Annotated in this window: 15 protein-coding genes; 9 read left to right on the top strand and 6 right to left on the bottom strand. The window is 61.5% G+C overall.

Annotated features, from left to right (window positions below; all coding sequences use genetic code 11):
* Positions 1 to 37: 37 nt before the first annotated feature.
* The 4 genes from ACJ8J4_RS14685 to ACJ8J4_RS14670 form a co-directional block, all read right to left on the bottom strand.
* Positions 38 to 1432 carry an amino acid permease gene (locus tag ACJ8J4_RS14685; RefSeq protein ID WP_025301603.1) on the bottom strand — a complete coding sequence of 465 codons (1395 nt, stop codon included), beginning with the start codon at positions 1430 to 1432 and terminating at the stop codon, positions 38 to 40.
* A 102-nt stretch (positions 1433 to 1534) separates the two neighbouring features.
* Positions 1535 to 3070 carry a histidine ammonia-lyase gene (gene hutH / locus ACJ8J4_RS14680; protein WP_025301604.1) on the bottom strand — a complete coding sequence of 512 codons (1536 nt, stop codon included), beginning with the start codon at positions 3068 to 3070 and terminating at the stop codon, positions 1535 to 1537.
* Positions 3067 to 4758 carry a urocanate hydratase gene (hutU, locus tag ACJ8J4_RS14675; RefSeq protein WP_025159649.1) on the bottom strand — a complete coding sequence of 564 codons (1692 nt, stop codon included), beginning with the start codon at positions 4756 to 4758 and terminating at the stop codon, positions 3067 to 3069. The genes hutH and hutU overlap by 4 nt, the downstream gene beginning before the upstream one ends.
* Positions 4759 to 5133: 375 nt before the next feature.
* The gene (locus ACJ8J4_RS14670; RefSeq protein ID WP_025301605.1) at positions 5134 to 6474 is read right to left on the bottom strand and encodes an MFS transporter; all 1341 of its coding nucleotides are present in this window, start codon (positions 6472 to 6474) and stop codon (positions 5134 to 5136) included.
* Positions 6475 to 6797: 323 nt separating this feature from the next.
* On the opposite strand from ACJ8J4_RS14670, the gene queE reads away from it, so the two are divergent.
* Both queE and ACJ8J4_RS14660 read left to right on the top strand, forming a co-directional pair.
* Positions 6798 to 7469, top strand: coding sequence for a 7-carboxy-7-deazaguanine synthase QueE (queE, locus tag ACJ8J4_RS14665; RefSeq protein WP_004932641.1), 672 nt, complete (start codon positions 6798 to 6800; stop codon positions 7467 to 7469).
* Positions 7470 to 7512: 43 nt separating this feature from the next.
* Complete coding sequence (locus tag ACJ8J4_RS14660) at positions 7513 to 8022, top strand: GNAT family N-acetyltransferase (RefSeq protein WP_053085969.1); 510 nt, start codon at positions 7513 to 7515, stop codon at positions 8020 to 8022.
* 26 nt (positions 8023 to 8048) lie between these two features.
* On the opposite strand, the gene queD is transcribed toward ACJ8J4_RS14660, so the two are convergent.
* Complete coding sequence (queD, locus tag ACJ8J4_RS14655; RefSeq protein ID WP_025301608.1) at positions 8049 to 8408, bottom strand: 6-carboxytetrahydropterin synthase QueD; 360 nt, start codon at positions 8406 to 8408, stop codon at positions 8049 to 8051.
* 436 nt (positions 8409 to 8844) lie between these two features.
* On the opposite strand from queD, the gene cysJ reads away from it, so the two are divergent.
* From cysJ to ACJ8J4_RS14640, 3 genes are all read left to right on the top strand, one after another.
* Complete coding sequence (gene cysJ, locus ACJ8J4_RS14650; protein ID WP_099816573.1) at positions 8845 to 10647, top strand: NADPH-dependent assimilatory sulfite reductase flavoprotein subunit; 1803 nt, start codon at positions 8845 to 8847, stop codon at positions 10645 to 10647.
* A complete protein-coding gene (cysI, locus tag ACJ8J4_RS14645; protein ID WP_148123136.1) occupies positions 10647 to 12362 on the top strand; it encodes an assimilatory sulfite reductase (NADPH) hemoprotein subunit in 1716 nt (571 codons plus the stop codon). The genes cysJ and cysI overlap by 1 nt, the downstream gene beginning before the upstream one ends.
* 61 nt (positions 12363 to 12423) lie before the next feature.
* On the top strand, positions 12424 to 13158 hold the full coding sequence (locus ACJ8J4_RS14640; RefSeq protein ID WP_016929052.1) for a phosphoadenylyl-sulfate reductase: 735 nt from the start codon (positions 12424 to 12426) through the stop codon (positions 13156 to 13158).
* 55 nt (positions 13159 to 13213) lie between these two features.
* On the opposite strand, the gene ACJ8J4_RS14635 is transcribed toward ACJ8J4_RS14640, so the two are convergent.
* Entirely contained in the window at positions 13214 to 14284 is a 1071-nt protein-coding gene (locus tag ACJ8J4_RS14635; RefSeq protein ID WP_025301612.1) for an aminopeptidase, read from the bottom strand.
* 261 nt (positions 14285 to 14545) lie between these two features.
* On the opposite strand from ACJ8J4_RS14635, the gene cysG reads away from it, so the two are divergent.
* The 4 genes from cysG to cysC are packed head-to-tail and all read left to right on the top strand — an operon-like array spanning position 14546 to position 18974.
* Positions 14546 to 15976 carry a siroheme synthase CysG gene (gene cysG, locus ACJ8J4_RS14630; RefSeq protein ID WP_043135853.1) on the top strand — a complete coding sequence of 477 codons (1431 nt, stop codon included), beginning with the start codon at positions 14546 to 14548 and terminating at the stop codon, positions 15974 to 15976.
* Between the two features lie 22 nt (positions 15977 to 15998).
* Positions 15999 to 16907, top strand: coding sequence for a sulfate adenylyltransferase subunit CysD (gene cysD / locus ACJ8J4_RS14625; protein ID WP_264383798.1), 909 nt, complete (start codon positions 15999 to 16001; stop codon positions 16905 to 16907).
* A gap of 11 nt (positions 16908 to 16918) precedes the next feature.
* Positions 16919 to 18346: a sulfate adenylyltransferase subunit CysN gene (gene cysN / locus ACJ8J4_RS14620; protein ID WP_043135846.1), complete on the top strand. Its 1428-nt coding sequence runs from the start codon at positions 16919 to 16921 to the stop codon at positions 18344 to 18346.
* Positions 18285 to 18974, top strand: a complete 690-nt coding sequence (gene cysC / locus ACJ8J4_RS14615) for an adenylyl-sulfate kinase (protein WP_080287102.1) — start codon at positions 18285 to 18287, stop codon at positions 18972 to 18974. Before cysN ends, cysC begins: the two co-directional genes overlap by 62 nt.
* Positions 18975 to 19014: the final 40 nt, after the last annotated feature.

Genomic DNA, 19014 nt, shown 5'->3' with positions numbered 1-19014 from the left:
AAAAACCCGCCGCAGCGGGTTTTATCAACAGCGGGCGTTACATCTGTTGCGTCGCCGCGGTCACCGGCGAGCCGCCGCCTTTTTTGCGCACCCACAGCCAGTAAGCCACGGTGAGTAAAGCGATCCACACCAGCCCGACGTACAGCGCGATGCGGCTCTCTTCGAAGTAGCCGAGCAGACCGATGACGAACGCCATAAAGGCGGTCGCCAATGCCGGCGCCACCGGCCACCACGGCACCGGGAAGCTCAACTGACGAGTTTCTTCCGGCGACAGCGTGCGGCGCATGACGATCTGCGACAGCAGGATCATCAGCCACACCCAGACGGTGGCGAAGGTGGCGATCGAGGCGATGATCATGAAGACCTTCTCCGGGATCAGGTAGTTGAGCACCACCGCCAGCAGCAGGGCGACTGACATCACCAGCACCGTCATCCACGGCACGCCGCTGGCGGTCAGTTTGGTGAAGCTGCGCGGCGCCTGGCCGTCCTGCGCCATGCCGTACATCATGCGGCCGGCGCCGAAGATGTCGCTGTTGATGGCCGAAATGGCCGCGGTGATCACCACCACGTTCAGCACGTTGGCGGCGGAACTGATGCCAAGGTTGCTGAAAATCTCGACGAACGGGCTGCCGTTCTGGCCGATACTGTTCCACGGATAGATCGCCATCAGCACCGTCAGCGTCAGCACGTAAAACAGCAGGATGCGCACCGGTACGGCGTTGATCGCCTTCGGCAGCACTTTGGCGGGGTCTTTCGCCTCGCTGGCGGTAATGCCGATGATCTCGATGCCGCCGAAGGCGAACATCACCACCGCTAATGACGCGACCACGCCGCCGAAGCCGTTAGGCATAAAGCCGCCGTGTTGCCACAGGTTGCTGATACCGGTGGCGTGTTGGGTTTGCCCGAAACCGAACAGCATCACCGCCGCACCGCCGACGATCATCGCCACGATGGCGGCGACCTTGACCAGCGACAGCCAGAACTCCAGCTCGCCGAAGACCTTGACGCTGCACAGGTTGAGCGCGCCAATAAACAGGATGATGCTGAGCACCCAAACCCACTGAGCGACGTCCGGGAACCACAGCCCCATATAGATGCCGAAGGCGGTGACGTCCGCCAGGGCGACGATCACCATTTCAAAGGTGTAGGTCCAGCCGGTGAGGAACCCGGCCAGCGGGCCGAGGTAGTGGCTGGCGTAGTGGCCGAACGAGCCGGAAACCGGCTGGTGCACCGCCATTTCACCCAGCGCGCGCATCACCATGAACACCGCCGCGCCGCCCACCAGGTAGGCCAGCAGCACGGCCGGGCCGGCCAGCTGGATGGCGCCGGCGGAGCCGTAGAACAGGCCGGTGCCGATCGCCGAGCCGAGAGCCATGAAACGGATATGCCGCGCGTTTAGTCCGCGTCTGAGTTGTGTCGTTTCGTTACGCATGTTGTTTCCCGTTAAGTGTTTGCCGAACAGGCACGCGCTGCCCGCGCCGGGTGGAATGCACCCGGCGGGGCAGAACAAACTGCGTGATTCAGTGTGTGATGATTATGCCTGGCTAGGCAGCAGCGCCGCAGGCAGCAGCGATGTCAGGTGACCGGCCGCCAAAAGTTGGCTGGCGGCTTCAATGTCGGGGGCGAAGAAACGATCCTTGTCGTAGAAACTGACATGCTCGCGCAGCAGACGGCGCGCCTGCTCCAGACCTTCCGAGGTCTTCAGGCCGTTGCGGAAATCCAGGCCCTGGCAGGCGGCCAGCCATTCGACCGCCAGAATGCCGCGCACGTTGTCCGCCATGCTCCACAGGCGGCGACCGGCGGCCGGCGCCATGGAGACGTGGTCTTCCTGGTTGGCGGAGGTCGGGATGCTGTCGACGCTCGACGGATGCGCCAGCGCTTTGTTTTCGCTGGCCAGCGCCGCGGCGGTGACCTGGGCGATCATGAAGCCGGAGTTCACGCCGCCGTTTTCCACCAGGAACGGCGGCAGTTGCGACATGTGTTTGTCCATCATCAGCGAGATGCGGCGTTCGGACAGCGAACCGATTTCGGCAAACGCCAGCGCCAGGTTATCGGCGGCCATCGCTACCGGTTCGGCGTGGAAGTTGCCGCCGGACAGCACGTCGCCCTGTTCGGCGAACACCAGCGGGTTATCGGAGACGGCGTTGGCTTCGATTTCCAGCACCTCGGCGGCCTGGCGGATCTGCGTCAGGCAGGCGCCCATCACCTGTGGCTGGCAGCGCAGGGAGTAAGGATCCTGCACTTTTTCACAGTTGCGGTGCGAGTCGGAGACTTCGCTGCGCGCGCCGAGCAGGTGGCGATAGGCGAGGGCGGCGTCGATCTGGCCGCGCTGGCCGCGCACCTCGTGGATACGCGCATCGAACGGGCTGCGAGAGCCCAGCGCCGCTTCCACCGTCAGACTGCCCGCCACGGTCGCCGCGGCGAACAGATCTTCGGCATCGAACAGGCCGCGCAGCGCGAAGGCGGCGGAGACTTGGGTGCCGTTCAGCAGCGCCAGGCCCTCTTTCGCCGCCAGCGTCAGCGGTTTCAGGCCGGCTTTGGCCAGCGCTTCGGTCGCCGGCAGCCATTGGCCCTGATGGCGCGCCTGGCCTTCGCCCAGCAACACCAGGCTCATGTGCGCCAGCGGCGCCAGGTCGCCGGAGGCGCCGACTGAGCCTTTCAGCGGAATATGCGGATAAACTTCGGCGTTGACCAGCGCGATCAGCGCCTGAATGACTTCCAGACGAATGCCGGAGAAGCCGCGCGACAGGCTGTTGATCTTCAGCACCATGATCAGGCGCACCAGGTTGTCGTCGGTCGGCTCGCCCACGCCGGCGGCGTGTGACAGCACGATCGAACGCTGCAGGTTTTCCAAATCGTCGCGGGCGATGCGGGTCGAAGCCAGTAGGCCAAACCCGGTGTTGATGCCGTAAGTGGTGCGGTTTTCTTCAACGATGCGTTCCACGCAGGCCACGCTCTGTTGGATAGGGCCGTAGGCGTTGTCGTCCAGCGTCAGCGTCACCGGATGTTGATACACGTCGCGTAGCTGGGCCAGCGTCAGTTTGCCCGGGCGAATAGTCAGCGCTTTCATGCTTTTTCTCCTTGGGTCGCGGCAACCATCGGCAGGTTCAGGCCTTGCTCGCGGGCGCAGTCGATAGCGATATCGTAACCGGCGTCGGCGTGACGCATGACCCCGGTAGCCGGGTCATTGTGCAAGACGCGGGCGATGCGCTCGGCGGCCTCGTCGGTGCCGTCGCAGACGATCACCATGCCGGAGTGTTGGGAGAAGCCCATGCCGACGCCGCCGCCGTGGTGCAGGGAAACCCAGGTGGCGCCGCTGGCGGTGTTCAGCAGGGCGTTCAGCAGCGGCCAGTCGGAAACCGCATCGGAACCGTCTTTCATCGCTTCGGTTTCACGGTTCGGGCTGGAAACGGAGCCGGAATCCAGGTGGTCGCGGCCGATGACGATCGGGGCGGACAGTTCGCCGCGGCGCACCATCTCGTTGAACGCCAGGCCCAGCTTGGCGCGCTGGCCGAGGCCAACCCAGCAGATGCGCGCCGGCAGGCCCTGGAAGCTGATGCGCTCGCGCGCCATGTCCAGCCAGCGGTGCAGGTGTTCGTCATCCGGGATCAGCTCTTTCACCATGGCGTCGGTTTTGTAGATGTCCTGCGGATCGCCGGACAGCGCCGCCCAGCGGAACGGCCCGATACCGCGGCAGAACAGCGGACGGATGTAGGCCGGCACGAAGCCCGGGAAGTCGAAGGCGTTGTCGACGCCGGTTTCTTTCGCCATCTGGCGAATGTTGTTGCCGTAGTCGAAGGTTGGCACGCCCATCTGCTGGAACGCCAGCATGGCTTTGACGTGATCGGCCATCGACTGCTTGGCGGCGGCGACCACTTTGGCCGGCTCGGTTTGCGCGCGCTGGCGATATTCTTCCCAGCTCCAGCCCTTCGGCAGGTAGCCGTTCAGCGGATCGTGGGCGCTGGTCTGGTCGGTGACCATGTCCGGGCGCACGCCGCGGCGCACCAGCTCAGGCAGGATTTCCGCCGCGTTGCCGCACAGAGCGATGGAGATGGCTTTGCCTTCTGAGGTGTATTTCTTGATGCGGGCCAGCGCGTCGTCCAGATCTTTGGCCTGCTCATCGACGTAGCGGGTTTTCAGACGGAAATCGATGCGGCTCTGCTGACATTCGATGTTCAGCGAGCAGGCGCCCGCCAGCGTCGCGGCCAGCGGCTGCGCGCCGCCCATGCCGCCCAGACCGGCGGTCAGCACCCAGCGCCCCTGCAGGCTGCCGTCGTAGTGCTGGCGGCCCGCTTCAACGAAGGTTTCATAGGTGCCCTGAACGATGCCCTGGCTGCCGATGTAGATCCAGCTGCCGGCGGTCATCTGGCCGTACATCGCCAGGCCTTTGGCGTCCAGCTCGTTGAAGTGTTCCCAGGTTGCCCAGTGCGGCACCAGGTTGGAGTTGGCGATCAGCACGCGCGGCGCGTTGCTGTGGGTTTTGAAGACGCCGACCGGTTTGCCGGACTGCACCAGCAGGGTTTCGTCTTCTTCCAGCGTTTTCAGGGTTTCGACGATCTTGTCGTAGCAATCCCAGTCGCGCGCGGCGCGGCCGATGCCGCCGTACACCACCAGCTCGTGTGGGTTCTCCGCAACTTCAGGATCGAGGTTGTTCATCAGCATGCGTAACGGCGCTTCGGTCAGCCAGCTTTTTGCGTTTAATTGTGTGCCGCGTGGCGCGCGTACATCGACATTGCGAACTTTGTTATTTGTAGTCACAGCAGTTTCCTCAAACAGTATCGGTGCAGATTCCATGCCGCGGTGGGGATGAGTACCACGGCATAACAATGCATAGGGCTTATTAACATATACTTGTATGTACAAGCATATGCAACACTGACCAGTTGCCGCTGAAAAGTGGCATAAGAAAAAGTTATTTTCTTTTTATATCAGGTTGATATGCGATTTTTTATCGCCGGTCTCAGGTACGGAAAGCCGGAGAAAAGTGAGCTGTTCGGCAAAAATGAATTAAAATTGACTCATTTTTGGGCGGCTAGTCACAATATTTTTACAGTCTGATTACAGTTGACGGCGGAGAATAAAAAAGCCCTATCACCGCAGGAAGAAAGCCCGCCGTGGGCGGGCTTGCAAGGGTCAGGCGGCCGGCTGCAGCGTCGGTTTGCGGCTCATCTTGCACACCGTGGCGATGGCGGCGATCAGCGCCGGCACGCACAGGAACATCAGGATGCTCTGCACTTCCCACTGCATGGCCAGCAGTTGGGCGCCCATCATGGTGCCGGCGACGCCGCCGAAGCGGCCGATGCCCTGCATCCAGGCGATGCCGGTGGCGCGGCTGTGGGTCGGGTAGAATGTCGCCGCCAGCGTTTGCAGCCCGGACTGCGCGCCGTTCATGGTGACGCCCATCAGGAAGATGAAGGCGCCTAGCAGCACGATCTGTTTATCCTCGGTGGCCATCGCCACGATCAGCAGGGCGGTGACGACAAAGCCGCTCGAGACCACTTTGTGCGCATTCCAGCGGTCCATCAACCAGCCGGCCACCAGGATGCCCAGCGTGCCGCCGAAGGTGAACAGCGAGGTGAGCATCGCCGATTGCTCCAACTGATAGCCCAATCCCTGCATCAGGATTGGCATCCAGCTCAGCAACACGTAGTAGATCACCAGCCCCATAAAGTAGGTCAGCCACAGCATCAGCGTGCCGAGCAGATAGGGGCGGCTGAACAGCAGGCCGACGCTGGTCTTGGTCTGCGCCAGCTTCTCTTCGTACAGATAAAAACGCGTCACGCCGTCGAGGCTCCGGCTAACGAAGCGCTGCGCGATGCGCTTGATCTTCGCCGCATCCTGGCCGCGGTTAACCATATATTTAACCGACTCCGGCAGCAGCAGGATCAGCAGAACCGTCAATACCAGCGGCGCAATGGCGCCGAGCAGCAGCACACTGTGCCAGCCGTAGCTCGGGATCAGCCACGATGAAATGGCGCCGCCGCCGGCCGCGCCCAGCGGAAAGCCGCAGTACATGGTGTTGATCGCCAGCGAACGGCAGCGCTGCGGCGCGTATTCGGAGATCAAGGTAATGGCGTTGGGCATCGCCGCCCCCAGCCCGAGGCCGGTGAGGAAACGCCACAGCGTCAGGCTGTTGAGCGAACCGGCGTAGGCGGTGGCCAAACTCGACAGGCCGAAGAACAGGCAGGAAAACACCAGCACGCGCTTGCGGCCGATGCGGTCGGAGATCGGCCCGGCGATCAGCGCGCCGAGCGACAGCCCCAGCAGCGCGGCGCTCAGCACCGGCCCCAGATCCTGTTTGACGATGCCCCAGTCTTTGGCGACCGAGGGGGCGATATAGCCCATGGCGGCGGTATCGAAACCGTCGATGGCGAGGATCAGGAATCCGAGAATGATCAGGGTCCAGTGAAACAGCGAAAACTTGCTGTCGTCGATGGCCTGTTGAATGTTTAACTCGCTGGTGGAATGAGTCATGGCACCCTCTAAACGCAGATGTAGTCGTGATGGAACGTGGCCGAAACTGGCGCTCGGCTTGTGTTTGCTTGTATATACATCTGCGCGTCAGCGCTTTATGTCAAATATAATTATCTTATTTGTTAACTGCGTGTTGTTTTCTGTGGAGCAGGTTGCACCGCCGATGAAAGGCCAAAGACCGGTTAACAAATTAAATGAACGCCATTGGCGGTGAGATATGCTGATGGCGGCGCGGAGGATAAAATTTAATACAATTTTGGCCGTTTGGTCGCCGGGCCGGAATCTGCGATAATCGCTTTTTACTTTTCCAGATTGAGAAACCGATGCAGTACCCGATCAACGAGATGTTCCAAACCTTGCAGGGCGAAGGCTTTTTCACCGGCGTGCCGGCCATTTTCATCCGCCTGCAGGGCTGCCCGGTAGGGTGCAGTTGGTGCGATACCAAACATACCTGGGAAAAGGAAGCCCATCGGGAAGTCGACCTGCAACGGATCCTGGTCAAAACAGAAGAGAGCGACGCCTGGGGCAATGCCAGCGCCGAGCAGCTGTTGGCGGTGATGCGCCAACAAGGCTACACCGCGCGTCATGTGGTGATCACCGGCGGCGAACCCTGCATTTACGATCTGGCGCCGCTGACCGAGCTGTTCGAACAGCACGGCTACCGTTGCCAGATTGAGACCAGCGGCACCCACGAAATTCGCTGCTCCGCCAACACCTGGGTGACGGTTTCGCCCAAGGTGAATATGCGCGGCGGCATGAAGGTGCTGGATCAGGCGCTGCGGCGCGCTGACGAGGTGAAGCATCCGGTGGCGCGCGAGCGCGACATCGAGGCGCTGGATGCGCTGCTGGCGACGTTGCAGGATGACAAGGCGCGGATTATCGCGCTGCAACCGATCAGCCAGAAAGAAGAGGCGACCCGCCTGTGCATCGAAACCTGCATTGCGCGCAATTGGCGGCTGTCGATGCAGACCCACAAATATCTGAATATCGCCTGAGTTTTTTATTGGCCGCGGGCCTTCGAACGGGACGGGAGTTACGGTGAAAATTGTATCGCGTGCATTCGAGGCGGTGACGGAAGCGGAATTGCGGTCGATTCGCTCGCTGTTGTCCGACGCTTTCCCCGAGATAACCGACGGATTTTATCGGCGGCAGGTGCCGGTTTGCCTGGTGACCGCCGCGGAAGGCGAGGCGATCGTCGGCCAATTGGCGGTGCATAAGCGGCCGGTGTTGATTGACGGTGAGACCGAGGTGATCGGTATCATCGGGCTGGTGGCCGTGGCACAAACGCATCGGCGCCGCGGCGTGGCCGCAAACATGCTGGTGAAGGCGCATGACTATTTGCGCAGTAAAGGGATCGCGTATTCCATACTGTTTGCGGTAAGCGAAAAGTACTATACCGGCGCCGGCTATCGGGCGATGGAAAACGAGACGGCGTTCATTGAGGATGGCGAGAGCAAAACGTTTGTCTATCGCGGGGGAATGGTGCTGAGCCTGTCGGAAAGGCCCTGGGTGGCGCGGCGCCTGGATCTGCAAGGCGAGGTAGTGTGAGGGTATCTGCACATACCCTCACGGCATCAACCTTTATATACGCATCCCGCCGTACAGGTCTCTTTCACCATCACCGCAGTCAGTTCCGGTAACTGAGGCTTGAGCTGCTGCCAAATCCAGGCGGCGAGCACTTCGCTGGTGGGATTTTCCAATCCTGGAATATCGTTCAGATAATGGTGATCCAGCCGCTCCCAGATCGGGGAAAACACAGCCTTGAGCTCGGCGAAATCCATCACCCAACCGGTGTGGGGATCCACGTCACCGGTCACTTCCAGACGCACCATAAACGAATGCCCATGCAGACGGCCGCATTTGTGGCCCTCCGGTACATGCGGCAAACGGTGTGCGGCTTCAAACTGAAAATCTTTAAACAGCGTGGTTGCCATTATTACGGCCTCATTGACTCAAAAACCGCCGCATAGTACCGGAAAGCGCGCCTGCTTGCCATTTATACCGTTATGGTCTACCGCCACGGCAAACGCACCCGGTTAACACTTTTTTTGTTTGGTGTCTGCGGCACCTATCGGCTGGGGTTATGAGCCGAAATGTTGAACGGTGAAAAAATGATGAAAAAAAGTGCTTTATTTTCATCTGGATAAAAAACTTTGTTTAACGGTTTAAGCGTTATCCCTTACCAGAAAAACAGCTTAGTCATTTTGGTTATGATTTATTGCTATCCCTTATTTAATCGTTGCTATTCTGCTCGGTAACCTTACAAACTCTCCTGATCTTTTCCGCACACCCGACGCAGCGAAGAGACAGCGACTGGCACTGGCGCGCGCCTGGCAGGAAAGGCGCTAAGTATAGGAAATAAGTACAGCAATGACGACTCAGGCTCCTCCAACATCTTTGCTCCCGCTGACGCCCGAACAGCTGGCGCGCTTACAGGCGACGATCGGCGACTATTCGCCGACGCAGCTGGCGTGGCTGTCCGGTTATTTTTGGGGCATGGTCAATCAACAGCCCGGAGCCGTGGCCATTGCGCCTGCCGCCCCTGCGGCTGCGGCCGCCATCACCATCATTTCCGCTTCGCAGACCGGCAATGCGCGCCGCCTGGCGGAGCAGTTGCGCGACGATCTGTTGGCCGCCAATCTGAGCGCCACGTTGGTCAGCGCCGGCGACTACAAGTTCAAACAGATAGCGCAAGAGCGCCTGTTGGTGATCGTCGCCTCCACACAAGGGGAAGGCGAACCGGCGGAAGAAGCGGTGGCGCTGCATAAATTCCTGTTCTCGAAGAAGGCGCCGAAGCTCAATGACACCGCGTTTGCGGTGTTCGGGTTAGGCGACACCTCTTATGAGAATTTCTGCCAGTCAGGTAAAGATTTCGACGGCAAGCTGGCCGAGCTGGGTGCCGAGCGCCTGGTGGAGCGCGTAGATGCCGACGTGGAGTACCAGGAGCTGGCCGCCGCCTGGCGCAAACAGGTGGTGTCGGTGCTGAAGGCGCGCGCGCCGGCGGAAAGCGCTGCGCCGGGCGTGTTGGCCAGCGGCGCGGTTAACCTGATCGACAGCAGTCCGTACAGCAAGGAACAACCGCTCACCGCCCAACTGGCGGTCAAGCAGAAAATTACCGGCCGCGCGTCGGATAAAGACGTGCGCCATATCGAGATCGATCTGGGCGACTCCGGCCTGCGCTATCAGCCGGGCGATGCGCTCGGCGTATGGTTCGACAACGATCCGGCGCTGGTGGACGAACTGGTGCAGCTGTTGTGGCTGAAAGGCGACGAGCCGGTCGAGGTGGAAGGGCAGACCCTTCCGCTGGCGCAGGCGCTGCGCAGCCATTTCGAACTGACGCAGAACACCACGCCGATCGTCGATAAATACGCCGCGCTGTCGCGCGACGAAACGCTGATCGGTCTGTTGGCGGATAAGGCTGCGCTACAGCAGTATGCGCACAACACGCCGATCGTCGACATGGTGCGCCAGGCGCCGGCGGATCTGAGCGCCGAACAGCTGGTCGGGCTGCTGCGTCCGCTGACGCCGCGCCTGTACTCCATCGCCTCTTCGCAGGCGGAGAACGAAAGCGAAGTGCACATCACCGTGGGCGTGGTGCGTTACGACATCGACGGGCGCGCCCGCAGCGGCGGCGCCTCCGGCTTCCTGGCAGATCGCCTGGAGGAAGACGGTGACGTGCGGGTGTTTATCGAGCACAACGACAACTTCCGCCTGCCGGCCAATCCGGAAGCGCCGGTGATCATGATCGGCCCGGGCACCGGCATCGCGCCGTTCCGCGCCTTTATGCAGCAGCGCGACGCCGACGGCGCCGGCGGCAAGAACTGGCTGTTCTTCGGCAACCCGCACTTCACCGAAGATTTCCTGTATCAGGTCGAATGGCAGCGCTACGTGAAAGACGGCCTGCTGACCCGCATCGATCTGGCCTGGTCCCGCGACCAGCAACATAAAATATACGTACAAGACAAACTGCGCGAACAGGGCGCGGAAGTGTGGCGCTGGATTCAGGAAGGCGCGCACATTTACGTCTGCGGCGATGCCAATCGCATGGCGAAAGACGTGGAAAACACATTACTGGAACTGGTGGCCGAGCACGGTGGCATGGATACCGAGCAGGCGGATGAATTTTTAAGTGAGCTGCGCCTTGAGCGCCGTTATCAGCGAGATGTTTACTGATGAGTGATAAACACCCCGGGCCTTTGGTAGTCGAAGGCAAACTGGCCGATGCGGAGCGCATGAAGAAGGAAAGCAACTTCCTGCGTGGCACCATCGCCGAAGATTTGAACGACGGCCTGACCGGCGGCTTCAACGGCGACAACTTCCTGCTGATCCGTTTTCACGGCATGTACCAGCAGGATGACCGTGACATTCGTGCCGAACGCGCAGAGCAGAAGCTGGAGCCGCGCCACGCCATGATGCTGCGCTGCCGCCTGCCGGGCGGCATCATCAGCCCGCAGCAGTGGCTGGGCATCGACAAGTTCGCGCAGGAGAGCACGCTGTACGGCAGCATTCGCATCACCAACCGCCAGACGTTCCAGTTTCACGGCATCCTGAAAGGCAACGTCAAACCGGTGCACCAGCTGCTGAACCGCCTGGGGCTGGACGCGCTGGCGACCGCCAACGACGTGAACCGCAACGTGCTGTGCACCTCCAACCCGGTGGAGTCCGAGCTGCATCAGGAAGCCTACGAGTGGGCGAAGAAGATCTCCGAACACCTGCTGCCGCGCACCCGCGCCTACGCCGAGGTGTGGCTGGATCAGGAAAAGGTGGCCACCACCGACGAAGAACCGATTCTGGGGCCGACCTACCTGCCGCGCAAATTTAAAACCACGGTGGTGATCCCGCCACAGAACGACGTCGATCTGCACGCCAACGACATGAACTTTGTGGCGATCGCCGAAAACGGCAAGCTGGTAGGCTTCAACCTGCTGGTGGGCGGCGGGCTGTCCATCGAACACGGCAACAAGAAAACCTACGCGCGCCAGGCCAGCGAGTTCGGCTACATTCCGCTCGAACATACGCTGGCGGTAGCGGAAGCGGTGGTGACCACGCAGCGCGACTGGGGCAACCGCACCGATCGCAAGAACGCCAAGACCAAATACACGCTAGAGCGCGTCGGGGTAGATGTTTTCCGCGCCGAAGTGGAAAAGCGCGCCGGCATTACTTTCGCGCCGATCCGGCCGTATGAATTCACCGGCCGCGGCGATCGCATCGGTTGGGTGAAGGGCATCGACGATCAATGGCACCTGACGCTGTTTATCGAGAACGGCCGCCTGCTGGACTATCCGGGGCGCCCGCTGAAGACCGGCATGGCGGAGATCGCCAAGATCCATAAAGGTGACTTCCGTCTGACGGCGAACCAAAACGTGATCATCGCCGGCGTGCCGGAAAGCGAGAAGGCGAAGATCGAAGCCCTAGCGCGCGATCATGGCCTGATCGACGACGAGATCAGCGAGCAACGCAAGAATTCGATGGCCTGCGTGTCGTTCCCGACCTGTCCGCTGGCGATGGCGGAGGCCGAGCGCTTCCTGCCGCAGTTCGTCACCAAGGTGGAGGGGATCATGCATCGGCACGGGGTGGGCGACGAGCATATCGTGCTGCGCATTACCGGCTGCCCGAACGGCTGCGGCCGCGCGCTGCTGGCGGAGCTGGGGCTGGTGGGCAAGGCGGTCGGCCGTTATAACCTGCATTTGGGCGGCAACCGCGAAGGCACGCGCATTCCGCGCATGTACCGCGAGAACATCAACGAAGACGAGATCCTGAGCGAGATCGACCTGTTGGTGGGGCGCTGGGCGGAGGAGCGCAACGGCGGCGAAGGCTTCGGCGACTTCACCGTGCGTGCGGGCATCGTCAAACCGGTGCTGGATCCGGCGCGAGATTTCTGGGAGTGAGGCCGGGCGGCCTCTGGGCAGAGGGGCCGCGCAGGTAATTTCAAGCATCAGGAGAGACAACATGGCTGAATTCGATCTGGCGGCGCTGAACGCGTTGCCCAAATCCGGGCAGGCGCTGGCATTGGCGGTAGTCAACGGCCAACTGGAGACCCTCAGCGCCGAACAGCGCGTTGCATGGGCGCTGGAGCATCTGCCCGGCGAGTTCGTACTCTCGTCCAGTTTCGGCATTCAGGCGGCGGTATGTCTGCACCTGGTGACGCGCATCCGGCCGGATATCCCGGTGATCCTGACCGACACCGGTTACCTGTTCCCGGAAACCTATCGCTTTATCGATCAACTGACCGACCAGCTGAAGCTGAATCTGCAGGTGTTCCGCGCCGAACAGTCTCCCGCCTGGCAAGAGGCGCGCTATGGCAAGCTGTGGGAACAGGGCGTGGAAGGGATTGAAAAGTACAACCAGATCAACAAGGTTGAGCCGATGAACCGCGCGCTGGAGACGCTGGGGGCGCAGAGCTGGTTCGCCGGTCTGCGGCGCGAGCAGTCCGGTAGCCGCGCCAATCTGCCGGTGCTGGCGGTGCAGCGTGGGGTGTTCAAGATCCTGCCGATCATCGACTGGGACAACCGCAAGATTTACCAGTATCTGACCGAACACGGGCTGAGTTATCACCCGCTGTGGGAACAGGGCTACCTGTCGGTAGGCGATACCCACACCACCCAGAAATGGGAGCCGGGCATGAGTGAGGAAGAGACGCGTTTCTTCGGCCTGAAGCGCGAGTGCGGTCTGCACGAAGGCTAAAAGAGGCGAATCACCCGACAGGGCTCAGCAATGCTGGGCCCTGTTTTTTTGTAGGCTACTTTTTCTTTTGTGCTTTCGGCGGGTGCGCCTGCGCCAACTCTTTGATCAGCGGCAGCAGGATCTGCACGCTGTCGCGGCTGCGTTTGTCGATCCGCCCCGGCAGATAGCGATCCAGATACTGCAGGTTGTCGTATTGCGGGCGGTGCCAGGTGATGCCCTGCGGGAAGTGCGGGCTGACGGCGCGCTGCTGATAGCCGTCCTTCTCCCCCAACGACCAGTTGGTGGCCTCTACCGACAATACCGGGATGCCTGCGGCATCGAACACCTCTTGATCGGAGCAGCAGCCGGTGCCCTGCGGATGCTGTGCGCTGCCTGGATTGGTGGCGGCGGCGATGCCGTAGCGATGGGCGATATCCAGCGCGCGATCGCGGGAGCGCTTCGCCATCTGCGGCGGCGTGTTGCGCCCGGCGTTGAAGTACAGCCGATCGCCAGTGATCAGGCTGTCGAGATTGATCACCAGCACGGTGTTGCTTTTCTCTTCCGCACTCATTCGCTGCAGGTAGTTCTGCGCCCCCAGCGAACCGAGCTCTTCGGCGCTGGTGGCGACGAAGCGCAGGCCGTAGGCGGTTGGGATGTTCTTCAGGCGTTCCGCCAGTTCCAGCATTACGCCGATGCCGGAGGCGTTGTCGTCGACGCCCTGCAGCGTCAAGCCACCGAGGTTGTTATCCAGATCCTCGTCGCTCTGCGGCGTATAGGTGTCGAAGTGGGCGACGACCACGATTTGTTTCGGGCTGTCGCCGTTGCGGGCGGCGATCACCGAGCTGGCGGTGACGTTGTTCCAGTTCTTCTTGCCATCTTTGCTGGTGTAGAGATAGCGCGTATTGACGCTGCGAATATCGCTTTGGTAACCCATCTTGCTGAATTGCTGCTTCAGGTAGTCGGCGGTGAGCAATTCGGCCGGGCTGCCCGCCATGCGGCCGGGGAAGTAAGTGGCGATGTGGCGGGTCTGTTCGGCGGCGAAACGGCCCATTGGCGCGTCTTTTACGGGCTGTGCGGCACACACGCTGAAGACGCCGCCGAGTGCGAGGGCCAGCAGGCTGGTCTTCAGGTAAAAACGGGAAAACATACCGAAAAATCCTTCTTTGCTATCGGCGCTGCCGATCATTTTTCTTCGGCACCCAGTATGAGACGCCGGGCGGCATTACACAATTTCCCTGTCTCTTAATTTTCGTGCCAACGCGCAAACTGCTGTCGTGAGTATCACCGTTTGCCTTCGGCGTTGCGGCCTATATTCCATAAAGGAACTAATCATTCCTTTTCGTCATTTCAGAGGCTAAATCTCAGCCCGTATAGTCACACTATCTTTCTGTTATATGAAAAGGCTGTTGTGGACTATCTACCAATATTCGCCGACCTGAAACAACGTCCGGTACTGGTCGTTGGCGGTGGTGACGTGGCGGCGCGCAAAGTCGATCTGCTTCAGCGCGCCGGGGCTGAAATACGGATAGTTGCGCAGTCGCTCTCACCGGAACTGGAACAACAACGTCAGCAAGGGCAGGTGCTCTGGCTGGGGAAAAGCTTTGATCCGCAGCAGCTGGACGACGTGTTTCTGGCGATCGCCGCCACGGACGACAACGCGCTGAACGCCGCGGTGTTCGCCGAGGCGGATAAACGCCGGGTGCTGGCCAACGTGGTGGACGATCAGCCGCGTTGTTCGTTCATCTTCCCGTCGATCATCGATCGCTCGCCGCTGGTGGTGGCCGTATCGTCCAGCGGCCAGGCGCCGGTGCTGGCGCGGTTGCTGCGCGAAAAGCTGGAGGCGTTGCTACCCGCCAGTTTGGGGCAGATGGCGCAGGTGGCGGGCCGCTGGCGCGGCCAGGTCAAACAGCGGCTGGCCTCGATTGGCGAGCGTCGCCGTTTCTGGGAGAAAACCTTTGGCGGTCGTTTCGCCACGCTGGTGGCCAACGGCCAGACGGCGCAGGCGGAACGGCAGCTGGAGCAGGATTTGCACCGCTTCGCCGCAGGCGATGAGGGCGCCCAGGGCGAGATAGCGTTGGTGGGCGCCGGGCCGGGCGACGTGGGGCTGTTGACCCTGCGCGGGCTGCAGGTGATGCAGCAGGCGGACGTGGTGCTGTATGACCATCTGGTCAGCGGCGAAATCCTCGATCTGGTGCGCCGTGACGCCGAACGCATCTGCGTGGGCAAGCGCGCCGGCGCGCACTCGGTGATCCAGGAGGAGACCAATCGGCTGCTGGTGGAACTGGCGCAGCAGGGCAAACGCGTGGTGCGCCTCAAGGGTGGCGATCCGTTCATCTTTGGCCGCGGCGGCGAAGAGCTGCAGGTGGCCGCCGCCGCCGGCATTCCTTTCCAGGTGGTGCCGGGCGTCACGGCCGCCGCGGGGGCGACCGCCTACGCCGGCATTCCGCTGACGCACCGCGACCACGCGCAGAGCGTGACCTTTATCACCGGCCACTGCCGCCCCGACGGCGATGGCCTGGACTGGGCCGATCTGGCTCGGGCGCGGCAGACGTTGGCTATCTACATGGGCACGATGAAGGCGGCGGACATTAGCCAGCGGCTGATCGCCCACGGTCGCGCTGCCGCGACGCCGGTGGCGGTGATCAGCCGCGGCACGCGCGCCGATCAGCAGGTGCAGATCGGCACGCTGGAACAACTGGAACACCTGGCCCAACAGGCGCCGCTGCCGGCGCTGTTGGTGATCGGCGAAGTGGTGGAACTGCACCATCAAATCGCCTGGTTCGGGCATCAATCGCAGACGGAAGGGGCAGCGCGCCCGGCCGTCGTGAATTTGGCATAGGCAAGGCTTTTAAGGACCTGTTATGGACGAAAAACGACTCACTCATTTGCGGCAATTGGAGGCGGAGAGTATCCATATCATCCGTGAAGTCGCCGCTGAATTCGCCAACCCGGTGATGCTGTATTCCATCGGCAAAGACTCTTCCGTGATGCTGCACCTGGCGCGTAAGGCGTTCTTCCCCGGCACGCTGCCGTTCCCGCTGCTGCACGTCGATACCGGCTGGAAATTCCGCGAAATGTACGAATTCCGCGATCGCACCGCGAAGGAGTACGACTTCGAGCTGCTGGTGCATAAAAACCCGGAAGGGGTGGCGATGGGCATCAACCCGTTCGTGCACGGCAGCGCCAAGCATACCGACATCATGAAAACCGAGGGCCTGAAGCAGGCGTTGAACAAGTACGGTTTCGACGCTGCCTTCGGCGGTGCGCGGCGCGACGAGGAGAAATCGCGCGCCAAAGAGCGCATCTATTCGTTCCGCGATCGCTTCCACCGCTGGGATCCGAAAAACCAGCGGCCGGAGCTGTGGCACAACTACAACGGCCAGATCAACAAAGGGGAGAGCATCCGCGTGTTCCCGCTGTCGAACTGGACCGAGCTGGATATCTGGCAGTACATCTTCCTGGAAAAGATCGACATCGTGCCGCTGTACCTGGCGAAACCACGCCCGGTGGTGGAGCGCGACGGCATGCTGATGATGGTGGACGACGATCGCATCGATCTGCAGCCGGGCGAAGTGATCAGCCAGCGCATGGTGCGTTTCCGCACCCTGGGGTGCTGGCCGCTGACCGGCGCGGTGGACTCGCAGGCGCAAACCCTGCCGGAGATCATCGAAGAAATGCTGGTCTCCACCACCAGTGAACGCCAGGGGCGGATGATCGATCGCGATCAGTCCGGCTCGATGGAGCTGAAAAAGCGTCAAGGGTATTTCTAAGGAGCCGCCGGATGAACAACGCAATTGCACAACAAATCGCTGACCAGGGCGGCGTCGAGTCCTATCTGCACGCGCAGCAGCACAAGAGCCTGCTGCGCTTTCTGACCTGCGGCAGCGTCGACGACGGCAAAAGCACCCTGATCGGCCGCCTGCTGCACGATACCCGCCAGATCTACGAGGATCAGCTGTCGACGCTGCACAGCGACAGCAAACGCATCGGCACCCAGGGCGAGAAGCTCGATCTGGCGCTGCTGGTGGACGGCCTGCAGGCCGAGCGCGAACAAGGCATCACCATCGACGTGGCCTATCGCTACTTCTCGACCGAAAAACGCAAGTTTATCATCGCCGATACCCCGGGGCATGAGCAGTACACCCGCAACATGGCCACCGGTGCCTCTACCTGCGATCTAGCGATCCTGCTGATCGACGCTCGCAAAGGGGTGCTGGATCAGACTCGCCGCCACAGCTTTATCGCGACCCTGCTGGGCATTCGCCATCTGGTGGTCGCGGTGAACAAGATGGATCTGGTGGACTATCAGGAAGCGGTGTTCGAGCAGTTCAAACAGGATTACCTGACCTTCGCCCAGCAGCTGCCAGGCGACCTGGACATCAAATTTGTGCCGCTGTCGGCGCTGGACGGCGACAACGTGGCGAGCGAAAGCGCCCATATGCCGTGGTACAGCGGCCCGACGCTGCTGGAAGTACTGGAGAGCGTTGACGTGATCAGCGAGCGAGAAAACCAGCCGCTGCGTTTCCCGGTGCAGTACGTCAACCGCCCGAACCTCGATTTTCGCGGCTATGCCGGCACGCTGTCTGCCGGCGTGGTGCGGGTTGGGCAACGGGTCAAAGTGCTGCCTTCCGGTGTGGAGTCCAGCGTGGCGCGCATCGTGACCTTCGACGGCGATCTGCAAGAAGCGGTGCCGGGCGAGGCGATTACGCTGGTGCTGAAGGATGAAGTGGACATCAGCCGGGGCGATCTGCTGGTCGACGCCGGCGAAAGTCTGCAGGCGGCGCAGAGCGCGCTGGTGGACGTAGTATGGATGGCCGAGCAGCCGTTGGTGCCGGGCCAGAGCTACGACATCAAGATCGCCGGTAAAAAGACCCGCGCACGCGTGGAGAGCATCCGTCATCAGGTGGAGATCAATACGCTGACGCAGCATCCGGCCGACACGTTGCCGCTCAACGGCATCGGATTGGTGGAACTGACCTTCGACGAACCGCTGGTGCTGGACAGCTACCAGAACAATCACGACACCGGCGGGCTGATCTTTATCGATCGCATGAGCAACGTGACGGTTGGTGCCGGTCTGGTGCGTGAGACGCTGCAGGCCGCATCGGCGGCGCGCGGCGAATTCAGCGCCTTCGAGCTGGAGCTGAATGCGCTGGTGCGCAAGCACTTCCCGCACTGGGGCGCGCGCGATCTGCTCGGTGGCCGATAAGGTGGCCGTTGAACTGAGGGCGACCGGGCCGGACGACGAAAATGTGGTTTGGCATCCGCACGCGGTGACGCGCGCGGATCGCGAAGCGCGCAACGGCCATCGCGGCGCGGTGCTGTGGTTTACCGGGCTGTCCGGCTCGGGCAAATCCACCGTCGCCGGCACGCTGGAGCAGGCGCTGCATGGGCTCGGCGTCAGCACCTACCTGCTGGACGGCGATAACGTGCGCCATGGCCTGTGCCGCGATCTCGGCTTCTCCGACGAGGATCGGCGCGAGAACATTCGCCGGGTGGGGGAAGTGGCCAAGCTGATGGTGGACGCCGGGCTGGTGGTGCTGACCGCGTTCATTTCGCCGCACCGCGCCGAGCGGCAAATGGTGCGCGAGATGCTCGGCGACGATCGCTTTATCGAGGTGTTTGTCGATACGCCGTTGGCGATCTGCGAGGCGCGCGATCCGAAGGGATTGTATAAGAAAGCGCGCGCCGGCGAGCTGCGCAATTTCACCGGTATCGACGCGGTTTACGAGGCGCCGCAGCAGCCGGAAATCCACCTTGATGGCCAACAATTGGTAACAAATTTGATTGCGCAATTGTTAGACGTGTTGCGTGGTCAGGCTATTATCAAACCCTGAATTCAAAAAAAGCGTGTGGCGTTTTTCGCCATGCGCTTTT

It is taken from the genome of Serratia sp. CY47280, assembly GCF_052168655.1.
Lineage (GTDB): Bacteria > Pseudomonadota > Gammaproteobacteria > Enterobacterales > Enterobacteriaceae > Serratia > Serratia bockelmannii.
This window is presented reverse-complemented; position numbering and strand designations above follow the sequence as displayed.